18 protein-coding genes are annotated in these 18,891 nt (G+C 71.0%); 12 read left to right on the top strand and 6 right to left on the bottom strand.

Going from position 1 to position 18,891, the window contains the following annotated elements:
• Positions 1 to 16 precede the first annotated feature (16 nt).
• Both aceB and BFF78_RS10015 read right to left on the bottom strand, forming a co-directional pair.
• Positions 17 to 1,642, bottom strand: a complete 1,626-nt coding sequence (gene aceB / locus BFF78_RS10020) for a malate synthase A (RefSeq protein ID WP_069777972.1) — start codon at positions 1,640 to 1,642, stop codon at positions 17 to 19.
• A 184-nt stretch (positions 1,643 to 1,826) separates the two neighbouring features.
• Positions 1,827 to 2,429, bottom strand: a complete 603-nt coding sequence (locus BFF78_RS10015) for a nucleotidyltransferase family protein (protein WP_069777971.1) — start codon at positions 2,427 to 2,429, stop codon at positions 1,827 to 1,829.
• Between the two features lie 129 nt (positions 2,430 to 2,558).
• Between BFF78_RS10015 and BFF78_RS10010 the strand changes: the two genes are divergently transcribed.
• On the top strand, positions 2,559 to 2,876 hold the full coding sequence (locus BFF78_RS10010; RefSeq protein ID WP_069777970.1) for a DUF5955 family protein: 318 nt from the start codon (positions 2,559 to 2,561) through the stop codon (positions 2,874 to 2,876).
• A 45-nt stretch (positions 2,877 to 2,921) separates the two neighbouring features.
• On the opposite strand, the gene BFF78_RS10005 is transcribed toward BFF78_RS10010, so the two are convergent.
• Complete coding sequence (locus tag BFF78_RS10005; protein WP_069777969.1) at positions 2,922 to 3,716, bottom strand: IclR family transcriptional regulator; 795 nt, start codon at positions 3,714 to 3,716, stop codon at positions 2,922 to 2,924.
• A 274-nt stretch (positions 3,717 to 3,990) separates the two neighbouring features.
• On the opposite strand from BFF78_RS10005, the gene allB reads away from it, so the two are divergent.
• The 4 genes from allB to BFF78_RS09985 all read left to right on the top strand — a co-directional run bounded on the left by allB (position 3,991) and on the right by BFF78_RS09985 (position 8,136).
• Positions 3,991 to 5,331 carry an allantoinase AllB gene (allB, locus tag BFF78_RS10000; protein ID WP_069777968.1) on the top strand — a complete coding sequence of 447 codons (1,341 nt, stop codon included), beginning with the start codon at positions 3,991 to 3,993 and terminating at the stop codon, positions 5,329 to 5,331.
• 51 nt (positions 5,332 to 5,382) lie between these two features.
• Entirely contained in the window at positions 5,383 to 6,498 is a 1,116-nt protein-coding gene (alc, locus tag BFF78_RS09995) for an allantoicase (protein ID WP_069777967.1), read from the top strand.
• Positions 6,499 to 6,622: 124 nt separating this feature from the next.
• The gene (locus tag BFF78_RS09990; protein ID WP_079161247.1) at positions 6,623 to 7,435 is read left to right on the top strand and encodes an AIM24 family protein; all 813 of its coding nucleotides are present in this window, start codon (positions 6,623 to 6,625) and stop codon (positions 7,433 to 7,435) included.
• Between the two features lie 74 nt (positions 7,436 to 7,509).
• Complete coding sequence (locus tag BFF78_RS09985; protein ID WP_069777966.1) at positions 7,510 to 8,136, top strand: dihydrofolate reductase family protein; 627 nt, start codon at positions 7,510 to 7,512, stop codon at positions 8,134 to 8,136.
• A gap of 129 nt (positions 8,137 to 8,265) precedes the next feature.
• Here the strand turns inward: BFF78_RS09985 and BFF78_RS09980 are convergent, their stop codons facing one another.
• The 3 genes from BFF78_RS09980 to BFF78_RS09970 all read right to left on the bottom strand — a co-directional run bounded on the left by BFF78_RS09980 (position 8,266) and on the right by BFF78_RS09970 (position 10,302).
• Positions 8,266 to 8,736: a hypothetical protein gene (locus tag BFF78_RS09980; RefSeq protein WP_069777965.1), complete on the bottom strand. Its 471-nt coding sequence runs from the start codon at positions 8,734 to 8,736 to the stop codon at positions 8,266 to 8,268.
• Positions 8,737 to 8,803: 67 nt separating this feature from the next.
• Positions 8,804 to 9,667 carry a lamin tail domain-containing protein gene (locus tag BFF78_RS09975; RefSeq protein ID WP_069777964.1) on the bottom strand — a complete coding sequence of 288 codons (864 nt, stop codon included), beginning with the start codon at positions 9,665 to 9,667 and terminating at the stop codon, positions 8,804 to 8,806.
• 20 nt (positions 9,668 to 9,687) lie between these two features.
• A complete protein-coding gene (locus BFF78_RS09970; RefSeq protein ID WP_069777963.1) occupies positions 9,688 to 10,302 on the bottom strand; it encodes a hypothetical protein in 615 nt (204 codons plus the stop codon).
• Positions 10,303 to 10,778: 476 nt separating this feature from the next.
• Here BFF78_RS09970 and BFF78_RS09965 point away from each other — a divergent pair, with 476 nt between their 5' ends.
• From BFF78_RS09965 to BFF78_RS09935, 7 genes are all read left to right on the top strand, one after another.
• The gene (locus BFF78_RS09965; protein ID WP_227025800.1) at positions 10,779 to 12,389 is read left to right on the top strand and encodes an NHL domain-containing protein; all 1,611 of its coding nucleotides are present in this window, start codon (positions 10,779 to 10,781) and stop codon (positions 12,387 to 12,389) included.
• A 178-nt stretch (positions 12,390 to 12,567) separates the two neighbouring features.
• The gene (locus BFF78_RS09960) at positions 12,568 to 13,653 is read left to right on the top strand and encodes a hypothetical protein (protein ID WP_069777962.1); all 1,086 of its coding nucleotides are present in this window, start codon (positions 12,568 to 12,570) and stop codon (positions 13,651 to 13,653) included.
• A complete protein-coding gene (locus tag BFF78_RS09955; protein ID WP_227025799.1) occupies positions 13,646 to 15,298 on the top strand; it encodes a polyprenyl synthetase family protein in 1,653 nt (550 codons plus the stop codon). The genes BFF78_RS09960 and BFF78_RS09955 overlap by 8 nt, the downstream gene beginning before the upstream one ends.
• Positions 15,295 to 15,984 (top strand): hypothetical protein, encoded by a 690-nt coding sequence (locus BFF78_RS09950; RefSeq protein WP_069777961.1) that lies wholly within the window; start codon positions 15,295 to 15,297, stop codon positions 15,982 to 15,984. The genes BFF78_RS09955 and BFF78_RS09950 overlap by 4 nt, the downstream gene beginning before the upstream one ends.
• A gap of 112 nt (positions 15,985 to 16,096) precedes the next feature.
• Positions 16,097 to 16,492, top strand: a complete 396-nt coding sequence (locus BFF78_RS09945; protein ID WP_069777960.1) for a ribonuclease domain-containing protein — start codon at positions 16,097 to 16,099, stop codon at positions 16,490 to 16,492.
• A 324-nt stretch (positions 16,493 to 16,816) separates the two neighbouring features.
• Complete coding sequence (locus tag BFF78_RS09940) at positions 16,817 to 18,028, top strand: sensor histidine kinase (RefSeq protein ID WP_069777959.1); 1,212 nt, start codon at positions 16,817 to 16,819, stop codon at positions 18,026 to 18,028.
• A gap of 134 nt (positions 18,029 to 18,162) precedes the next feature.
• The gene (locus BFF78_RS09935; protein ID WP_069777958.1) at positions 18,163 to 18,834 is read left to right on the top strand and encodes a response regulator transcription factor; all 672 of its coding nucleotides are present in this window, start codon (positions 18,163 to 18,165) and stop codon (positions 18,832 to 18,834) included.
• The last annotated feature ends 57 nt before the right edge of the window (positions 18,835 to 18,891 follow it).

Below are 18,891 nucleotides of genomic sequence, written 5' to 3'. Positions count from 1 at the left end.
GAACCCGCGTAGGGCGTCAGCCCGCCAGCTGCTCGTACGCCGGCAGGGTGAGGAAGTCGGCGTAGTTCTCGTCCAGGGAGACCTTCAGCAGCAGGTCGTGGGCCTCCTGCCAGTGGCCGGCGGCGAAGGCCTGCTCGCCGATCTCCTTGCGGATCTCGGACAGTTCCTCGGCGGCGACCTTGCGGGCCAGCTCGGGCGTGGCCCTGTCGCCGTTCTCGAACTCGACGCCCGCGTTGATCCACTGCCAGATCTGGGAGCGGGAGATCTCGGCGGTGGCCGCGTCCTCCATCAGGTTGAAGATGGCGACCGCGCCGAGCCCGCGCAGCCAGGCCTCGATGTACCGGATGCCGACCTGGACGGCGTTGACGAGACCGTTGTACGTCGGCTTCGCGTCCAGGGAGTCGACGGCGATCAGGTCGGCCGCTTCGACGTGGACGTCCTCGCGCAGCCGGTCCTTCTGGTTCGGCTTGTCGCCGAGCACCTTGTCGAAGGACTCCATGGCGATCGGGACGAGGTCGGGGTGGGCGACCCAGGAGCCGTCGAAACCGTCGCCCGCCTCGCGGTCCTTGTCGGCGCGGACCTTCTCGAAGGCGACCTTGTTGACCTCGGCGTCGCGCCGGGACGGGATGAACGCGGCCATGCCGCCGATCGCGTGCGCGCCGCGCTTGTGGCAGGTGCGCACGAGGAGTTCGGTGTACGCCCGCATGAACGGGGCCGTCATCGTGACCGCGTTGCGGTCCGGCAGGACGAACCTGGCGCCGCCGTCACGGAAGTTCTTCACGATGGAGAACAGGTAGTCCCAGCGGCCGGCGTTCAACCCCGAGGCGTGGTCGCGGAGTTCGTAGAGGATCTCCTCCATCTCGTACGCGGCCGTGATCGTCTCGATCAGGACGGTCGCCCGGATGGTGCCCTGCGGGATGCCGACGTAGTCCTGCGCGAACACGAACACGTCGTTCCACAGCCGGGCCTCGAGGTGCGACTCGGTCTTCGGCAGGTAGAAGTACGGGCCCTTGCCGAGGTCCAGCAGCCGCTGCGCGTTGTGGAAGAAGTACAGGCCGAAGTCGACGAATGCGCCCGGGACCGGCGTACCGTCGGCGTCGACCAGGTGCCGCTCGTTCAGGTGCCAGCCGCGCGGGCGCATGACGACCGTCGCCAGCTCCTCGTTCGGCCGCAGGGCGTACGACTTGCCGGACTTCGGGTCGGTGAAGTCGATGTTCCGGGTGTAGGCGTCGATCAGGTTGACCTGGCCGAGGACCACGTTCTCCCAGGTGGGCGCGGAGGCGTCCTCGAAGTCGGCGAGCCAGACCTTCGCGCCCGAGTTGAGCGCGTTGATGGTCATCTTGCGGTCGGTGGGGCCGGTGATCTCGACGCGCCGGTCGTTCAGCGCGGCCGGGGCCGGGGCGACCTTCCAGGAGTCGTCCGCGCGGATCGCGGCCGTCTCGGGGAGGAAGTCGAGCGTGGAGGTGCGGGCGATCTCGGCGCGGCGCTCGGCCCGGCGGGCGAGGAGTTCGTCACGGCGCGGGGTGAACCGCCGGTGCAGCTCCGCCACGAAGGCGAGCGCCGCGTCCGTGAGGACCTCTTCCTGCCGGGGCAGGGGCTCGGCGTCGACGATGGCCAGCGGGGACGGCGCTGGTGCGGACATGAGCTGTCACTTCCTTCAGCGGTGGCACCGGGTGCCTAGTGGCACGAATAGGGCAAACAGCGCCGACTGTGCGGGCAGGCGCTTCTGAACAGTGGATAGTAGTTTCCTCATCGTGGAACTTCAATGGTTTGTTGATATCGAGATTCTCTGAGTCGAGGGAAGGTGGCGCCCAGTGCCACCCCGTTCACTCAAGGTGGCGCAGATCGGCTTCGGTGTCGATGTCGTACGGCTCGGCCACGTCCGCGCACTCCACGAGCCGGATCCGTCCGGCGTGCCCCTTGAGGTAGTCCCGGGCCCCGCGATCCCCGGTGGCGGTCGCCGCGATGCCCGCCCAGTGGGCCGCGCCGAAGAGGACGGGATGCCCGCGTATGCCGTCGTAGGCGGCCGACACCAGCGATTTCTCGTCCTCGTACGCGCCGAGCACCCGCGCCACGGCCGCCGCCCCGATGCCCGGCTGGTCGACGAGGCTCACCAGGGCCGCGCGCACGCCGGTGCCGTCGAACGAGGCCAGTCCGGCCCGCAGCGAGGTACCCATGCCCCGGGCCCAGTCGGGGTTGTCCACGAGCACACAGCCGCTGAGCTCGGCCCGCGCCCGCACGTCCTCGGCGCGGGCGCCCAGCACCACGTGCACCCGCGCGCATCCGGCCGCGCGCAGCACTCCGACCGCGTGCTCGACCAGCGGCCGTCCCCGGTGCTCCAGCAGCGCCTTGGGCCGCCCGCCGAGCCGTCTGCCCCCGCCGGCGGCGAGCAGCAGCCCGGCGACCTCCTCGCGATGGATGTCCGTCATGCGTCCTGCATACCTGACGGGCAGGCCGGCGGCCGGTTTCGTTGGGCTGAATTTCGGTCCGCCCTGTGGCGCTCCCGGACACGGTGGCGTTTACTGGCCCGCGCACGTCGGCGTGAGAGGGGGAGGGCTGTGTTGCGGAGCTTGGGGCAGAGGCCAGTGACCGGCAGCGGCGAGGACCCTAGGGTGGCGGAGTTGCGGACCGCGGTGTCCCGGCTGCGCCGCGAACTCGCCGCGCTCCCGTCCGACTTCCCCGACCGCGCCATAGCCGAGGACGAACTGGCCGCCCTGGCGGCGATGGCCACCGGCGGCCGCCCGGAGATCCCCCGCCTGCGCAGCTCCCTGTTACTGATCGCGGGCGCGATCGGCTCGGTCAGCGCATTGGCGAGGGGCTTGAGCGGGGTCCGGGAGGCGGTGGATCTCTTCGGGGAACCAATGCAGCGGGGGTGAGTGCACCGCACTCGCACCCGCCGACGGTCAATGCCTCCCGAGCTCTCAGGCGCCCGAACTGGCCAGCGCCTGGGACAACTCGACGGCAATCTGCTGCAGCACGGGCACGATCTTCTCGGTGGCCGCTTCGGTGACCCGCCCGGCCGGCCCGGAGATCGAGATCGCCGCAGCCGTCGGAGACTCCGGCACGGACACCGCGAGGCACCGCACCCCTATCTCCTGCTCGTTGTCGTCCACGGCGTACCCCAGCTGCCGTACATCCTCCAGCGCCGCGAGGAACCCCTCCGGCGTGGTGATGGTCTTCTCGGTCGCGGCCGGCATCCCCGTACGGGCCAGCAGCGCCCGCACCTCGTCGTCCGGCACCCCGGCGAGGAGCGCCTTGCCGACGCCGGTCGAGTGCGGAAGCACCCGCCGGCCCACTTCCGTGAACATCCGCATCGAGTGCTTCGACGGCACCTGGGCGACGTACACGATCTCGTCGCCGTCCAGCAGTGCCATGTTCGCCGTCTCGCCGGTCTCCTCGACCAGCCGCGCGAGATACGGCCGCGCCCAGGTGCCGAGCAGCCGGGACGCCGACTCGCCGAGCCGGATCAGCCGGGGGCCGAGCGCGTACCGCCGGTTCGGCTGCTGGCGGACGTACCCGCAGGCGACCAGGGTGCGCATCAGCCGGTGGATGGTCGGCAGCGGCAGCCCGCTGGTCGCGGACAGCTCACTCAGGCCGACCTCGCCGCCCGCGTCCGCCATCCGCTCGAGCAGATCGAAGGCGCGCTCCAGGGACTGGACCCCGCCTGCGGCGGCGGGTTTGGCGGAGTCGGTGGTGCTGGCGCTGGACGTCGGCACGGCGCGTTCCTTTCGGGACTGGCAAGAGGGCAGAAGCCTACCCGGCAGTCGGTTGACTCCCTGCTTGTACGTAGCTACGTTCTGCTTGCTGGAATTCTAATTCCGCTTTGTGGAAAAGTCCAGAGATGGGCGCGGATCGCATGCCGTCCCGAAGTGTGCCCCTTGACTGCGGGGAAGCGGGAGTGAAGACTCCTTCAACAGAACGTTGAAATCCGTTACGTGGGTGTAAATCCCGTTTCCTGGGCGTAAAACGGCGGTACAGAGAGGGGTTCGGGTGTCCGACGCTGAACTGGTCCTGCGCTCGACGCGCGTCATCACTCCTGAAGGGACGCGGGCCGCCACGGTCACCGTGACCGCCGGGAGGATCACGGCCGTCCTGCCGTACGACACCGAGGTCCCGGCCGGCGTGCGGCTGGCGGACCTCGGCGACGACGTCCTGCTGCCCGGCCTGGTCGACACCCACGTGCACGTCAACGACCCGGGCCGCACCGAGTGGGAGGGTTTCTGGACCGCCACCCGCGCCGCGGCGGCCGGCGGCATCACCACGCTGATCGACATGCCGCTCAACTCCCTCCCGCCGACCACGACCGTCGACAACCTGCACGTGAAGCAGGCGGTCGCCGCCGACAAGGCGCACATCGACGTCGGCTTCTGGGGCGGCGCCCTGCCGGACAACGTCAAGGACCTGCGCCCGCTGCAGGACGCCGGTGTCTTCGGCTTCAAGGCGTTCCTGTCCCCGTCCGGCGTGGACGAGTTCCCGCACCTCGACCAGGACCGGCTCGCCCGGTCGATGGCGGAGATCGCGGGCTTCGACGGCCTGCTGATCGTGCACGCCGAGGACCCGCACCACCTCGCCACCGCCCCGCAGCACGGCGGCCCCAGGTACGCCGACTTCCTCGCCTCCCGCCCGCGCGACGCCGAGGACACGGCCATCGCGAACCTGATCGCGCAGGCCCGGCGCCTCCACGCGCGCGTGCACGTGCTGCACCTGTCCTCCAGTGACGCGCTGCCGCTGATCCGCGCGGCCCGCGCCGAGGGCGTGCGGATCACCGTGGAGACCTGCCCGCACTACCTCACCCTCACCGCGGAGGAAGTCCCGGACGGCGCCAGCGAGTTCAAGTGCTGCCCGCCCATCCGTGAGGCCGCCAACCAGGACCTGCTGTGGGAGGCGTTGGCCGACGGCACGATCGACTGTGTCGTCACCGACCACTCGCCCTCCACCGCCGACCTGAAGACCGACGACTTCGCCACCGCCTGGGGCGGCATCTCCGGCCTCCAGCTCAGCCTCTCCGCCGTATGGACCGAGGCCCGCAAGCGCGGCCACGGCCTGGAGGACGTCGTGCGCTGGATGTCCACGCAGACCGCCGCCCTGGTCGGCCTCGACGCGCGGAAGGGCGCCATCGCGCCCGGCCACGACGCGGACTTCGCGGTCCTCGCCCCCGACGAGACCTTCACCGTCGACCCGGCCGGCCTCCAGCACCGCAACCGGGTCACCGCGTACGCCGGCAAGACCCTGTACGGCGTCGTGAAGTCCACCTGGCTGCGCGGCGAACGCATCGTCGACGGCGGCGAGTTCACCGAGCCCAGGGGCACGCTGCTCGCCAGCCCCCAGTAAGCCACCCCGCACCCGCAACCGGCCGACTCCGGAAAGGACCCCCTGATCACCGTGACGGCGATACCCAGCTTCACCGGCGACGCGAACCCCTACGGAGGCGGCGACCCGTACGCGGACTACCGCACCGCCGACTTCCCCTTCACCCAGTACGCCAACCTCGCCGACCGGCAGCTCGGCGCCGGTGTCATCGCCGCCAACGACGAGTTCTTCGCCCAGCGGGAGAACCTGCTGGTACCCGAGCCCGCCGAGTTCGACCCCGAGCACTTCGGGCACAAGGGCAAGATCATGGACGGCTGGGAGACCCGCCGCCGGCGTGGCGTGTCCGCCGAGCACCCGTGGCCGGCCGCCGAGGACCACGACTGGGCCCTGGTCCGCCTCGGCGCGCCGGGCGTCGTGCGCGGCATCGTCGTCGACACCGCCCACTTCCGCGGCAACTACCCGCAGGCGGTCTCCATCGAGGGCACGTCCGTAGCCGGCTCGCCGTCCCCGGAGGAACTGCTGGGCGACGACGTGAAGTGGACGACGCTCGTCCCGCGCACCGCGGTCGGCGGCCACGCGGCGAATGGTTTCGCCGTATCGGTGGAGCAGCGCTTCACCCACCTGCGGGTCAACCAGCACCCCGACGGCGGCATCGCCCGCCTGCGCGTGTACGGCGAGGTCGTCCCGGACCCGGAGTGGCTCGCGGTCCTCGGCACCTTCGACGTGGTCGCCCTGGAGAACGGCGGCCGGGTCGAGGACGCCTCCAACCTCTTCTACTCGCCGGCCACCAACACCATCCAGCCGGGCCGCTCCCGCAAGATGGACGACGGCTGGGAGACCCGCCGCCGACGCGACCAGGGCAACGACTGGATCCGCTACGGACTGGCGGCGCAGTCGAAGATCCGCGCCATCGAGATCGACACGGCCTATCTGAAGGGCAACAGCGCCGGCTGGGCCTCGGTGTCGGTGAAGGACGGCGAGAACGGCGAGTGGGTGGAAGTCCTCCCGCGCACCCGCCTCCAGCCCGACACCAACCACCGCTTCGTGCTCCCGGAGCCGGCCGTCGGCACGCACGCGCGCGTGGACATCTTCCCCGACGGCGGCATCTCCCGCCTGCGCCTGTACGGCTCCCTGACCGGGCAGGGCACGGCCGACCTCGCCGCCCGGCACCAGGAACTGGGCGGCTGACCCACCCCTTACCCGCGCGGGGCGCCCCGGCCTGGACAGCACCGGGGCGCCCCGCGTGTCACCCACAAGGACCCGTTGCCGGACTGGCTGGAACTTACGGGTCCCTCTCCCGCGTTCTTCCCGCGTGACCCTTCAGCAAGAGATCGTCGGCAACGCCATGCAGATGGCGGTCGTCAACCTGCAGCCCGGCCAGACCGTGTACTGCGAGGCCGGAAAGTTCCTGTTCAAGACGACGAACGTGACCATGGAGACGCGGCTGTCCGGCCCGTCGAACAACGGCGGACAGCAGCAGGGCGGCTCCGGCGGCATGGGTGGCCTGCTGCGCCAGGCCATGGGCACCGCCATGCAGGTGGGCCAGCGCATGCTCGCGGGAGAGTCGCTGGCGTTCCAGTACTTCACCTCCCAGGGCGGTGAGGGCACGGTCGGCTTCGCGGGCGTGCTCCCGGGCGAGATGCGCGCGCTGGAACTCGACGGCACGCGCGCGTGGTTCGCGGAGAAGGACGCCTTCGTGGCCGCCGAGTCCACCGTCGAATTCGGCATCGCCTTCGCCGGCGCCCGCACCGGCATGAGCGGCGGCGAGGGCTTCATCCTGGAGAAGTTCACCGGGTACGGCACGGTGATCATCGCCGGCGCGGGCAATTTCATCGATCTCAACCCCGCGGACTTCGGCGGCCGGATCGAGGTGGACACCGGCTGTGTGGTCGCCTTCGAGGAGGGCATCCAGTACGGCGTCCAGCGCGTCGGCGGCCTCAACCGCCAGGGGATCATGAACGCCGTGTTCGGCGGCGAGGGCCTGTCCCTGGCCACCCTGGAGGGCAACGGCCGGGTGATCCTGCAGTCCCTCACCATCGAGAGCCTCGCCAACGCCCTGAAGAAGGCCCAGGGCGGTGACAAGCAGGGCCCGACCGGCGGGCTGTTCTCCACCCACGCCGGCTGAACCGATGAGTTGCGGGTCCGGGCGGGGTCTGACCTGATGACAGCGGACCCCGCACCCGGAAGAAGGCACCCGCCATGGCCAAGCTCGTCTCCACCGTCTTCGTCACCCTCGACGGCGTCTACCAGGCACCCGGCGGCCCCCGGGAAGACCCCAGCGGCGGCTTCACCCACGGCGGCTGGAGCTTTCCGCACGGCGACGACGACTTCGGCCGCTTCGTCACCGAGGTCTTCGACCGGGCCGGCGCCTTCCTGCTCGGCCGCCGTACCTACGACATCTTCGCCTCCTACTGGCCGAAGATGACCGACCCGGCCGACCCCATCGCCGGCAGGCTCAACGCACTCCCGAAGTACGTCGTCTCCGCCACCCTCCAGTCGCCCGACTGGTCCGGCACCACGGTGATCGACGGCGACCTCGCCAAGGAGGTGCAGGCCCTCAAGGAGCGCACGGAGGGTGAACTCCAGATCCACGGCAGCGGCGCCCTGGTCCGTTCCCTCCTCGACCTCCGGCTCCTGGACACCCTGCACCTGCTGACCTTCCCGGTCGTCCTCGGCACCGGCCGCCGCCTGTTCCCCGAGGGCACGGTCCCCACCGGCTTCCGGCACACCGGCGGCCGCATCACGGGCAAGGGCGTCTCCATCCAGTCGTACGACCTGGCGGGCAGCCCCGAGTACGGGTCGTACGAACTCCCCGACGACGCCTGAGGCGGCCCCGGGCGCTTCCGCATGCGGTGGCGCCCGGGACTGATCCACCCCTGTGCCGTGTGGTGTCGATCCCACGGCCCGCGGAGGGGCTGCCGGCCGCAGCCCCTCCGCGGGCGATCGGACGGTGGCTCAGTCTTCGTCGGGGCCGAGGACCCGGGCCTTGAGCTTGACCGGGCTGGCGGTACCGACGGTGAGCTGTCCATCGGTGTAACGGCCGGGCATCGCTCCGTCGACCGCGGAGATCTGGGCCGAGTAGCCCAGCGCCTCCTTGTTGTCGGCGAGGTACGGGTTCTGGGTGAAGGTCAGTGTGCGACCGCCGTTGGAGAGGCTGCCCTGCGAGGTGTTCATATTGCTCTTCGCCTGCATGGTGTTGACGTCGTGATAGGCCCAGGAGAGCCAGCCGGTGAAGGCGAAGCCCGTGGGTGCCTTGAGCGTGAAGGTGATGTCCCCGGGGTTCACGGGGTCGGGGATGGTGCTGACGATGCCGAAGGCGAGTTGGGTCGGGACTCCGCCCGGGGCATCCTCGGGGATGCCCTGCTGGAAGATGTAGAGCTTCTTCTCGTCGCCCTGCTTGACAGGGGCTTTGGTCTCCGTGGCCATGCGAACTTCCTTTCTGTGGACGCGGTGGTGCGTGAGGGGGTGGCGTGGAGCGCGGGTCCGGGTCCTGTTACGGCGCCCCGGTCCTGTTGAAGCCCTTGTCGAGGTAGGGGTACTGGTCCACCACGAAGTTGTCGTGGACCAGGCGGGCGATGCCGCCCTGGTCTCGCCAGACCTCCTCGGAGGAGCCGAAGGAGAATCCGCCGAATTCCTGGCGGACCTCATTGGTGTAGACCCGGTAGCGCTGGCCGGGCTGGATGACCGTCCCCGGCGGGAAGGTGTAGGCGTGCCCGGTCGGCTTGGACTCCGCGGCCCAGCCGGTCAGGTCCTGGGGTGCGCCGCCCTTGTTGAGGATCTCGATGTATTCGTCGGGCTGGCCCGTGCCGTTGCCCAGGTAGCGCAGGTCGGAGATGATCACGTCCGGCTCGTCGACGGTGAACATGCAGACGACCTCGGCGAAGTTGACCCCGCCCTCGGGGCTGCGGAACTGCCGGACGATCTGCCCGCCCCGCTTGAACCCGCTCAGGACGGCCTTGTACTGCTTTCCGTCGATCGTGACGGGCTGCGGGTGGATGAACTCCTGCAGATCGACCAGATCGTCATCCGCGGGACTGCTGCCGGTGGTGTTGGGTGTCTCGTAGTGATGGAAGGTGAAGTTCAGATCGGTCGTGCTGCCGTCCTCGAACATGACGTTGACGGCGAGCTGGACGTTGAACCTGTCCGGGCTGACGCTGGTGGGGAGATTGCGGTGCACGAAGGTACCGACGACGAACTCGGTGCCGTCGAGCTGGACGTCCGCGGCCGAACCGCGGAACTGGTACCCGCTCTGCGATCCGCTGCTGCCCCACCGGAGGTCCGCGCTGCCCAGACCGTTGACCGGCGAGATGCCCGGGGTGGTGGACGGGAAGACGCCGGAGGTGACGACTGTGGTCATGGTGTCCGACTCCTGCTCTCTCAGTCCTCGTCCTCGACGACCTCGGCCTTGAGCTTGGCCGGGGGCGCGGTGCCGATCTGGGCGACGCCGTCGGTGAAGCGGCCGGGCCTGGCGCCGTCGACGGCTTTGAGACCGCAGACGTACACGAGGCAGTCCTTGTCCTGGTCGGTCGTGTTCAGGTGCACGTGGTAGGTGAAGGTCAGGGTGCGCCCGTCCTCGCTGACCTTGGCCTGGACGGGGGGCAGGTTGCCGCCCGTGGTCTGGTCCATGCGCTTGTACTGGGCGCCCACCATGCCGTTCCAGCGGAATCCGGTGGGGGCGGTGAAGACGTGCTCCCGTTGACCGGCGTCGACGGTTTCGCTCCAGTTCGGCGTGCGGACACAGATGTTGACGGTGGTGCCGAGGCCACCGGGGGCGTCCTCGACCCCGCCTTCCTGCCACACCACGAGATCCAGCTTCTGCGCACGGCCCTGTTCGTAACCCCAGTCGTAGCCGTTCGCGTAGTGGTCCTTCTCCCCGCGTGTGCCGTCGCGCGTCGGGTCGGCGTACGGGCGCCCGGCGAGCGCGTCGGCGCGTCCCTGTTCTTCTCCCCGTCTATAGGCTTCCTTCTTCGCGGACTGCACTTCAGTGGCCATATCCGGGTCCTCCTGGGGCTGTGATCGAAGCGTGCGGTGAAAGTCGAAGCGTGCGGTGAAGGGACGCCCTGGCGCGGTTCACCCGGGCCCGCAGACGGCGTACGGGACGTCAAGGCAACGGCGTCCGCAGCACAGAACGTGTGGTGCCGTCAGTGGCTTCGGCCGGGGCGTTGCGCAGGCAGACGGCACGCACCGGGCTGTCATTCGATTCGATCGTTAGCCCGAGCTCATCCTCGATATGCCGTGGTTCCCCCATCTGGAATGCAGGATCGATCCTGCGTCACTTGTTCGAGTGGAACTGGGGCACGCGAGGGCGCACGGATGCGCAGTGCGGGAGCTCCGTGCCCCTCGCAACGGCTTCTCCCTCGTGCGGGTGGAGCGCTCGGTGCGCTGCTCCCGTGGGACCGACCCGGCCGGTATGCAGGGGAGATGCCAACGACGGCTCGGAAGGAGACGGACATGCGGGAGACGAGGCCGTGGACGGTGACAGACGTGCCCGGGGCCCCACTGCGACGGTGCCGGACGGCGACGGCGTGACGGCGAGGGCAGCGGCTCTCGGGCCGGAGCCGGGCTTCGGGGACGCGGGTGAACGGCTGGTCACCGTGGTGGGAAACGGCACGGCCGGGTTCTGCGGTGACGGGCGGCCGGCACGGGATGGGCAGGTGGCCTTCCCCGCGGACGTGGCCGTGGGCGGCGGCGCGGTCTTCATCGCCGACCATGCCAACCACCGGGTCCGCCGGATCGACGGCTCCGGTGTGCTGACCACGGTCGCCGGGGACGGACTGCGGGGCTTCGCCGGGGACGGCGCGCAGGCGGCGCGGGCCCGCCTGGGCTTCCCGGCCGCTCTCGCGGTCGACGCGGACGGGTGTGTGTTCATCGCCGACGAGATGAACCACCGGATCCGCCGGATCGACCCCTCGGGCGTCATCGACACCGTGGCGGGAGACGGCTTCCGCGGCGGCGACGGCGACGGCGGACCCGCCGGCCGCGCCCGGCTGGACGCCCCCTGCGCCCTGGCCGTGGACGCCTCCGGATCGCTGTACATCGGCGAAGCGGGCAGCCCAAGGGTGCGCAGGATCGGTGGCGACGGAGTCATCAGCACGGTCGTCGCGCCATCCGGGCGGTCCACAGGATCCGGTGCGGCCGACGCCGGCGACGCGTTCCTGCCGGCAGGTCTGGCGGCCGACGCGTCGGGGCGGCTGTTCATCGCCGACCCGGTGGGCCGCCGGGTGCTGCTGCTGGGCACGGACGGGACTCTTCGGGTGCTGGCGGGACCGCCGGACGGGAGCGACGGCGCCACGGCGGTCGACTGGAGTGCCCCGTGCGCCGTGGCGGTCGACGCCCAGGGAGCCCTCTACGTCGCCGACCTGAACGGACACCGCGTATGGCGACTGGCCGACGGAGAGGCGCACATCGTCGCGGGGCCGGATCCGGCGACCGATGCCGCGGCGGACACCGCCGCCGGCGCCTCCCTGGCGTATCCGTGCGGTCTGGCCGTGGACCCGGCCGGGCGGCTGCTCCTGGCGGACAACTTCCACCACCGGATCGCCGCCCTGCCCCTCACCGCCGTACATGCCCAGCAGGCCGCCGAGCGGGAACGGGACGAGCATCCGGAACCCGGCACCGGGGGCGACCAAGTTCAGGACGGAGGCGGGACCGCCGCGGCGAAGCTGCTGGTGCGCCAGGAAGGCGGGGTGGAAATCCCGTGCGGCGGCAGCGAGTTGATCCACGTACGGGTGTCGTCCATGGACGCCTGGGCCCCGGGACGGGTGGAGCACCGCTTCACCGCGCCGACGGGGCTCTTCTTCGACGGCCGGGCGACGTGCGCCTACTACCGCGTCGACGGCTCGGTGGCCGCCGCTCCGGAGCCGACGGCAGCGGTGCGAGAGGGCGGCAGGTCGCTGTCCGTGACGGACGAACCCCGGCTGAACACCCCCGGCAATCCGGCGGCGGCCCTGGTGTACACCCTCGGCGTACGGGCCGGGGCGGACGCCGAGCCGGGCCGGTACGCCGACGGACGTGCGGCGATCGCCGGCCAGCCGGAAGTACGCCTGAAAGCAAGCGTTCTCGGGGCCGACGAGGACTAGCGAGGAGCGCGCGAACCGACGCCGCCCTTGAGCCGTCCACGGTGAAGTGCCCGCCGTGGACGGCTCTTTGCGATGTCACACCCCGGAGTACGGAAGTGAACGTTTCTGTGCGCCGGCGTCACCCGCTTGACGATTACTGAATGTGACATGTGGGCAACTGTGCGTTAGCGTGCGGAATGTGTCCACGCTGCCTCTCTCCAGGCTCGGGCCCCCCGGCCCTTTCCCGTATGCCCCGCTCACCCATCCGCTCGACCGCAAGTGGCTGCACTACGCGTTCCTGTCCCGGTGCGGCCGGCAAGCCCTGATCGCCAACCTGTCCGTCCTGGGCGCCTCCACCGGCGCGGTTCTCGCCGATCCGGGCGCTCCGGCCACCGGGCGGCGCAGCGGTACCGGCACGGCGGCCGAGGGGCAGCACATGGCGATCCTCCTCGTCTACGAGGAGGCGCACGGCTGGAGTTCGACGCAGTTCAACGCCGAACAGCCCGAACTGCCCTGGTCGGCTTTCCGGTTACCGCATCCGTATGGCGAGTCCGGCGTGTTCCGGGTGGCGGCCCGCTCCGCGGCCCCGGCGGTGGATGTGCGGCTGACGCGCACCAGCAGGCCGTGCACCTCGCAGTGCGCGCCCTTCGGTGCGGACGAGCACCTGCGGTGGCAGTCGGAGCCCGGCGTCCTGGGCACCGGCACCCTGCGGCACGGCGACGGCACCATCACGCCGACGGACCTGCTCGGCTATCACGAACGGGTGCGCGGCCGCTGGGCCTGGCCCACCCTCGGGGGCTGGGTGTTCGGATTCGTCAACGACCCTTCCGGCCCCGCCGATTCCGCCCCGCCTTCGGCGGTGGTCTTCACCCTGATCCAGCCGACGCGTCCCGCGGACGCGGCCAACGGGTCGGTGATGCTGTGGCGCGACGGGCGCATGATCCGTCACTTCCCGCGCCGTAATCTGCGCGTGGCGGTCAGCGGCGGCCTGGACCGCGACCGGGTGGTGATGGTGCCGCCGTTGGCGGACGTGCTCGGCACCCCGCCGATGGCCGAGGTGCCAGGCCGGCTGCTGATCACCGCCCGGCTCGGCGACGACCGTCTCGTCCTCGACTTCCGCTCGCACACCGCGGGCCGGATCGCCAACCCGTCCGAGACGAGCCTGCACCCGTTCAGCGTGCACGAGACCCTCGGCCCGTGCACCGTGGAGGGCCGGGTCGGCGGGCGCCGTATCGGCTTCAGCACCCAGGGCATCGTGGAGTTCGCCGGTGGTGCCCATGACTGAGACCATGCCCGCGTTCACGGGTGCCCGGCTGCTGGACGAGACCGTCGCCGCCCTGTCCGACCGGGCGCCGGCCATCCTCGCCGCCGCCGCCGACCAGCTGCGTGGCATCCGGCTCGGTCTGCACTTCAACGACGACAGCCACGCCACGCTCACCGCGCGGCACAGCCGTATCGTCGTGACCCAGGACCGCTGCCCGGACCCGGACGTCGAGGTCGTCTTCGACAACCGGGCCATGAACCTGCTGTTCGATCTCCAGCGCGCACCCGTCGGCCAGGCCCTGTCCGACAGCCTCGACGTCCGCGGCTCGCGGGACGACACCCTCGCCGTGTGGCGCGCCTTCACGCTGATGTCCCAGCGTGCGGCCGGCCTGCGCAGCATGCAGGAACTGTGGGGCGCCTACCGTGAACAAGCCCCCCGGCTCTGGGGAAGTGTGGCACCCGCCGCCCGGGAACCGGTCGTCGAGACGGTGGACTGGACGGCGCTGGACTTCCTCGCCCGGCGCGCACCCGAGGACGCGCCCGCACCGCCCGCGCTGATCGGCGACACCACCGTCCGCGCACCACGCCTGCTGTGGGACGGCCGCACCAGCACCAGTTGGTCGCTGGAGACCTGCGTCCGCGACGCGGACCTGATGGAGACCATGCGGCGGTGCCGGGCCCGCACCAACGAGGAGATCGAACGGCTGCTGCCGGACCGCGAGCCACGCGCCGAGCTGTACGACCTCATGCGCTCCTACCCCGCCCGGCAGGGCAAGGGGCTGCGGCCCACCCTGACCATCGCGGCCTGCGCCGCCTTCGGCGGACGCCCCGACGACGCCGTACGCGCCGCCGCCGCGCTGGAGCTGTTCCACAACGGCTTCCTCGTCCACGACGACATCGCCGACGAGTCCACCCACCGGCGCGGCCTGCCCACCATGCACGAGGAACACGGGCTGGGCCTGGCCGTCAACGTCGGCGACGGGCTGAACCTGCTCGCCGTCGACGCCGTCCTGTCCAACCTCGAAACACTCGGCCTGGTCCGCACCCTCGGTCTCATCCACGAGGCGGTGCACATGTGCCGGGAGTCGATCGAGGGCCAGGCCATGGAACTGGGCTGGATCCGCCACGAGATCGTTCCCGAGGCCGACGACGCCTACTTCACGATGAGCACCAAGAAGACGGGCTGGTACACCTGCATCAGCCCGTGCCGCATCGGCGCCGTGTGCGCCGGCGTCACCGACCCCGCCGTACTGGGCCGGTTCGACGAGGCGTTCCGGACCATCGGCATCGCCTTCCAGATCCAGGACGACATCCTCAACCTCGTCGGCGAGGAAGCCCTCTACGGCAAGGAACCCCTCGGGGACCTGCTCGAGGGCAAGCGCACGGTGATGCTGATCCACCTCTTCCGTACCGCCTACACCCACGAACGTCCCCGGCTCTTCGACGTCCTGCGCCGGCGCCGTACCGACAAGACCCAGCAGCACGCCGAGGAACTCCTCGCCGCCATGCGGCGGCACGGCTCCATCGAGTACGCCACCGACCTCGCCGACCGGCTCGCCGCCGAAGGCATCGCCCGCTTCGAAGAAGACCTGCGGATCATCCCCGAAAACGAGGGCAAAGCCGTCCTGCGGCAGATCGCCCACTACGTCACCTCAAGGCCACTGTGACCACCACCAAGACCACACCCTCGCCGGCCGACCCCACCGCCACCGGCCCGCTGACCCCGACCGACCACCGGGCCTTCGCCTTCCTCGGCCAGGTCAACAGCTGTCTGCGCCAGTGCCTGTGCACCCTGGCCCGGCACGGCGTGGCCCTGCGCCACCGCGACCCCGAACGCGCCCGTCTGCTCCTCGACACGGTCCGGCCCTGGCCCCTCTACAAGGGCGGCCAGTTCCTCTTCGACCTCATGGAGTGGGAGGACCTCATGGTCGACGGCGAGCCGCCGCCCCTGACGTCCACCGAGCGGATCGTCTCCGCCTGCACCCTGCCCGTCCAGTGGCTCGCCGCCGCCACCGCCAAGGCACCCGCCGCGACGAAACTGATCCCCGGCCAGCGCACCGCTGCCGCCCTCGACCTTCCCCTGCGTCTGCTGGCCACCACCGCCCGCACCGCCATCCTGGGCGCCGCCCAGGACCTCACCGATCTGCTCGCCGCGCCCGCTGACCAGACCGAGACCGACGACGAAAGCGGATACACCACCGCTCCGGAGTCGGATGCGGAGGACACAGAGGCCGAACTGCCGCCCCTGGAAGCGGGTTTCTACCTCTACGAGGACGTCGTCATCGGAGCCCTCACCGTCCTCGGCCCGCTCCTGGCCGACCACGCACCCACCGAGACCGCCCCCTCCGTCTAGCCGTGGAGGTGTGGAGCGGCAGGTTAACTTCCCGAAAACTCATCGGACTTCGAGGGAAAATCTTCAACTTTGTCGTTGACATGCCAACGTCTACGCGCGTCATCATGAGGGCATGAGATTCCCCCCACGCGCCACTCGCATCGGCGCCTCAGCCGCGCTCCTGTCCGCCCTTCTCGTCGGCGGCACCGTCTCCGCCACCACGGCGAACGCCGCAGCCGACTCGGTCGGCAGCATCTGTTACAACGCTCTGCCGTCGCAGGCCCACGACACCCTGGACCTGATCGCCAAGGGCGGCCCGTACCCGTACTCGCAGGACGGCACCGTCTTCACCAACCGCGAAGGCGTCCTGCCCCGTGAGTCCTCCGGCTACTACCACGAGTACACGGTGGTCACGCCCGGCTCCCCCACGCGCGGTGCCCGGCGCATCGTCACCGGCGAGCAGTCCCAGGAGGACTACTACACCTCCGACCACTACGCCACGTTCGACCTGATCGACTTCGGCTGCTGAAATCCGGTCGGCAGGACCTGAAGGAACAGCGCGAGACGCACGCCCCGCACGCCCCGCCCGCGGCCTTCCCCCACGCAGGGACCGCGGGCGGCGCAGCGGCACGGCACCACCAGCGGGCCGCCGGAAACCATCCCGGCGGCCCGCTGTCCTCGGGTGCCCGAGGGGGAGCCTCTGTGTGCCGCCGAAAGTCCATGAGGCCGCGACTTTGGTAGCCGATCGTGCGCACCATGCGGCCGGCGCCTCGCGCCCTGCGTAGATTTGTCGACCGTGACAGACAACGGGCTTGGCCACACGACGGCGCGCGGAGCGGGTCTGCGCCGCTGGATGCTGCCCTCGGCCCTGTTGCACGGGCTCGACCCCGACTCCGACCCCTACGGCCGGCCACCCCGGCGCACCGCACGGGACTGGGTCGTCGACACCTGCTGCTTCCTGCTGGCCGTGTTCGTGTTCCTGGCGGCCGCCGCCGTCCTGCTCCGGCAACACCACGCGCCCCGGAGCCTCGCCGTCGTCGACGTACTGCTCGGCGCCCTGTCCTGCGGCACCGTCTGGCTGCGCCGCCGCTGGCCGGTCGGCCTCGCCGCGGCGATGGTCCCCGTCGGCTTCGTGTCCTCCACCGCGGGCGGCGCCGGCATGGTCGCCCTGTTCACCCTCGCCGTACACCGGCCCTTCCGCTACGTCGCCTGGATCGGCGGTGTCGACCTCGCCCTCGTACCCCTCTACTACTGGCTGCGCCCGGACCCCGATCTGCCGTTCGCGGGATCCGTCGTGTTCGCCGTGCTGCTCGCCGTCTCCGTCATCGGCTGGGGCATGTTCGTACGCTTCAAGCGGCTGCTGATGCTGAGCCTGCGCGAGCGGGCCCGCCGTGCGGAGACCGAGGCGCGGCTGCGGGCCGAGCAGGCGCAGCGGCTCGCCCGCGAGGCCATCGCCCGCGAGATGCACGATGTCCTCGCCCACCGGCTCACCCTGCTCAGCGTGCACGCGGGCGCCCTGGAGTTCCGGCCGGACGCGCCGCGCGAGGAGATCGCCCGGGCCGCCGGAGTGATCCGGGAGAGCGCCCACGAGGCACTCGAGGACCTGCGGGAGATCATCGGCGTCCTGCGGGCCGGCGAGTCCGACGACGCGGCCGGCGAACGGCGCCAGCCGACCCTGGCCGCGCTGGACGCCCTCGTCACCGAATGCCGCGGGGCGGGCATGAAGGTGAGCCTGGACCACCGCGTCGCCGACCCGGCCGCCGTTCCCGCCTCCGTCGGCCGCACCGCCTACCGCATCGCCCAGGAGGCCCTGACCAACGCCCGCAAACACGCCCCCGGCGCCGAGGTCACCCTGCTCCTCACCGGCAGCCCCGGCGACGGCCTCACCCTCACGGTCACCAACCCGCCGCCCAGCCACGAGCCCACGCCCGTCCCCGGCTCCGGCCAGGGCCTGATCGGCCTCACCGAACGCGCTGCCCTCACCGGTGGCCGACTGGAACACGGCACCACCGCGGACGCGGGATTCGAAGTACGGGCGTGGCTGCCGTGGGCGCATACCGGATAGGCCGGATAGGCCGGTTAGACCGGAGGAGCCGGACCGACTGGACGGACTGGACCGACTGGACCGACGCGCTGACGACCGCGTCGTACGCCGATAGGACGCCCACACGCCGCCCGCACCGTGATTACGTAAGGCCCATGAAGCCGATCAGACTCCTCCTCGTCGACGACGACCCGCTCGTCCGGGCCGGACTGGCCCTGATGATCGGCGGGGCCGAGGACATCGAGATCGTCGGGGAGGCCGCCGACGGCGCCCAGGCCGAGGAACTCGTCGCGCGCACCCGGCCGGACGTCGTCCTCATGGACATCCGGATGCCCTCGGTGGACGGACTCACCGCGACCGAGCGGCTGCGCGCGCGGGCCGAAGCCCCGCAGGTCGTGGTGCTCACCACCTTCCACGCCGACGAGCAGGTGCTGCACGCGCTGCGCGCGGGAGCCGCAGGGTTCGTGCTGAAGGACACCCCGCCCGCCGAGATCGTCGACGCCGTGCGCCGGGTCGCGGCCGGCGACCCGGTGCTGTCGCCCGCCGTCACCCGGCAGCTGATGCGGCACGCGGCCGGCAGCGCCGCCGACGCACGCCAGGCACGCGCCCGCGCGCGGCTCGCCGACCTCAACGACCGCGAACGGGAGGTGGCCGTCGCCGTCGGGCGCGGCCTCGCCAACGCGGCGATCGCCGCCGAGCTGTTCATGAGCGTGGCCACGGTCAAGACGCACGTCTCCCGCATCCTCGCCAAACTCGGCCTCGACAACCGCGTGCAGATCGCGCTGCTGGCGTACGACGCCGGACTCCTCGAGGACGACGGGCACTAAGCCCGCGCGCCGTGCGTTGTCCGTGTACCGGGAGGCGCCCGGACATGCCTCGGGGGA

The sequence above is a fragment of the Streptomyces fodineus genome, from assembly GCF_001735805.1.
Lineage (GTDB): Bacteria > Actinomycetota > Actinomycetes > Streptomycetales > Streptomycetaceae > Streptomyces > Streptomyces fodineus.
The sequence above is the reverse complement of the archived record's forward strand: the minus strand, read 5'-3'. Positions and strand labels throughout refer to the sequence as shown.

Excerpts from the sequence above, each read along its gene's own strand:
- aceB (WP_069777972.1), bottom strand. The coding sequence starts at position 1,642 with ATGTCCGCACCAGCGCCGTCCCCGCTGGCCATCGTCGACGCCGAGCCC.
- BFF78_RS09985 (WP_069777966.1), top strand. The coding sequence starts at position 7,510 with ATGGCCAAGCTCGTCTCCACCGTCTTCGTCACCCTCGACGGCGTCTAC.
- BFF78_RS09955 (WP_227025799.1), top strand. The coding sequence starts at position 13,646 with ATGACTGAGACCATGCCCGCGTTCACGGGTGCCCGGCTGCTGGACGAG.
- BFF78_RS09945 (WP_069777960.1), top strand. The coding sequence starts at position 16,097 with ATGAGATTCCCCCCACGCGCCACTCGCATCGGCGCCTCAGCCGCGCTC.
- BFF78_RS09980 (WP_069777965.1), bottom strand. The coding sequence starts at position 8,736 with ATGGCCACGGAGACCAAAGCCCCTGTCAAGCAGGGCGACGAGAAGAAG.
- BFF78_RS09970 (WP_069777963.1), bottom strand. The coding sequence starts at position 10,302 with ATGGCCACTGAAGTGCAGTCCGCGAAGAAGGAAGCCTATAGACGGGGA.
- BFF78_RS10015 (WP_069777971.1), bottom strand. The coding sequence starts at position 2,429 with ATGACGGACATCCATCGCGAGGAGGTCGCCGGGCTGCTGCTCGCCGCC.
- BFF78_RS09935 (WP_069777958.1), top strand. The coding sequence starts at position 18,163 with ATGAAGCCGATCAGACTCCTCCTCGTCGACGACGACCCGCTCGTCCGG.
- BFF78_RS09940 (WP_069777959.1), top strand. The coding sequence starts at position 16,817 with ATGCTGCCCTCGGCCCTGTTGCACGGGCTCGACCCCGACTCCGACCCC.
- BFF78_RS09975 (WP_069777964.1), bottom strand. The coding sequence starts at position 9,667 with ATGACCACAGTCGTCACCTCCGGCGTCTTCCCGTCCACCACCCCGGGC.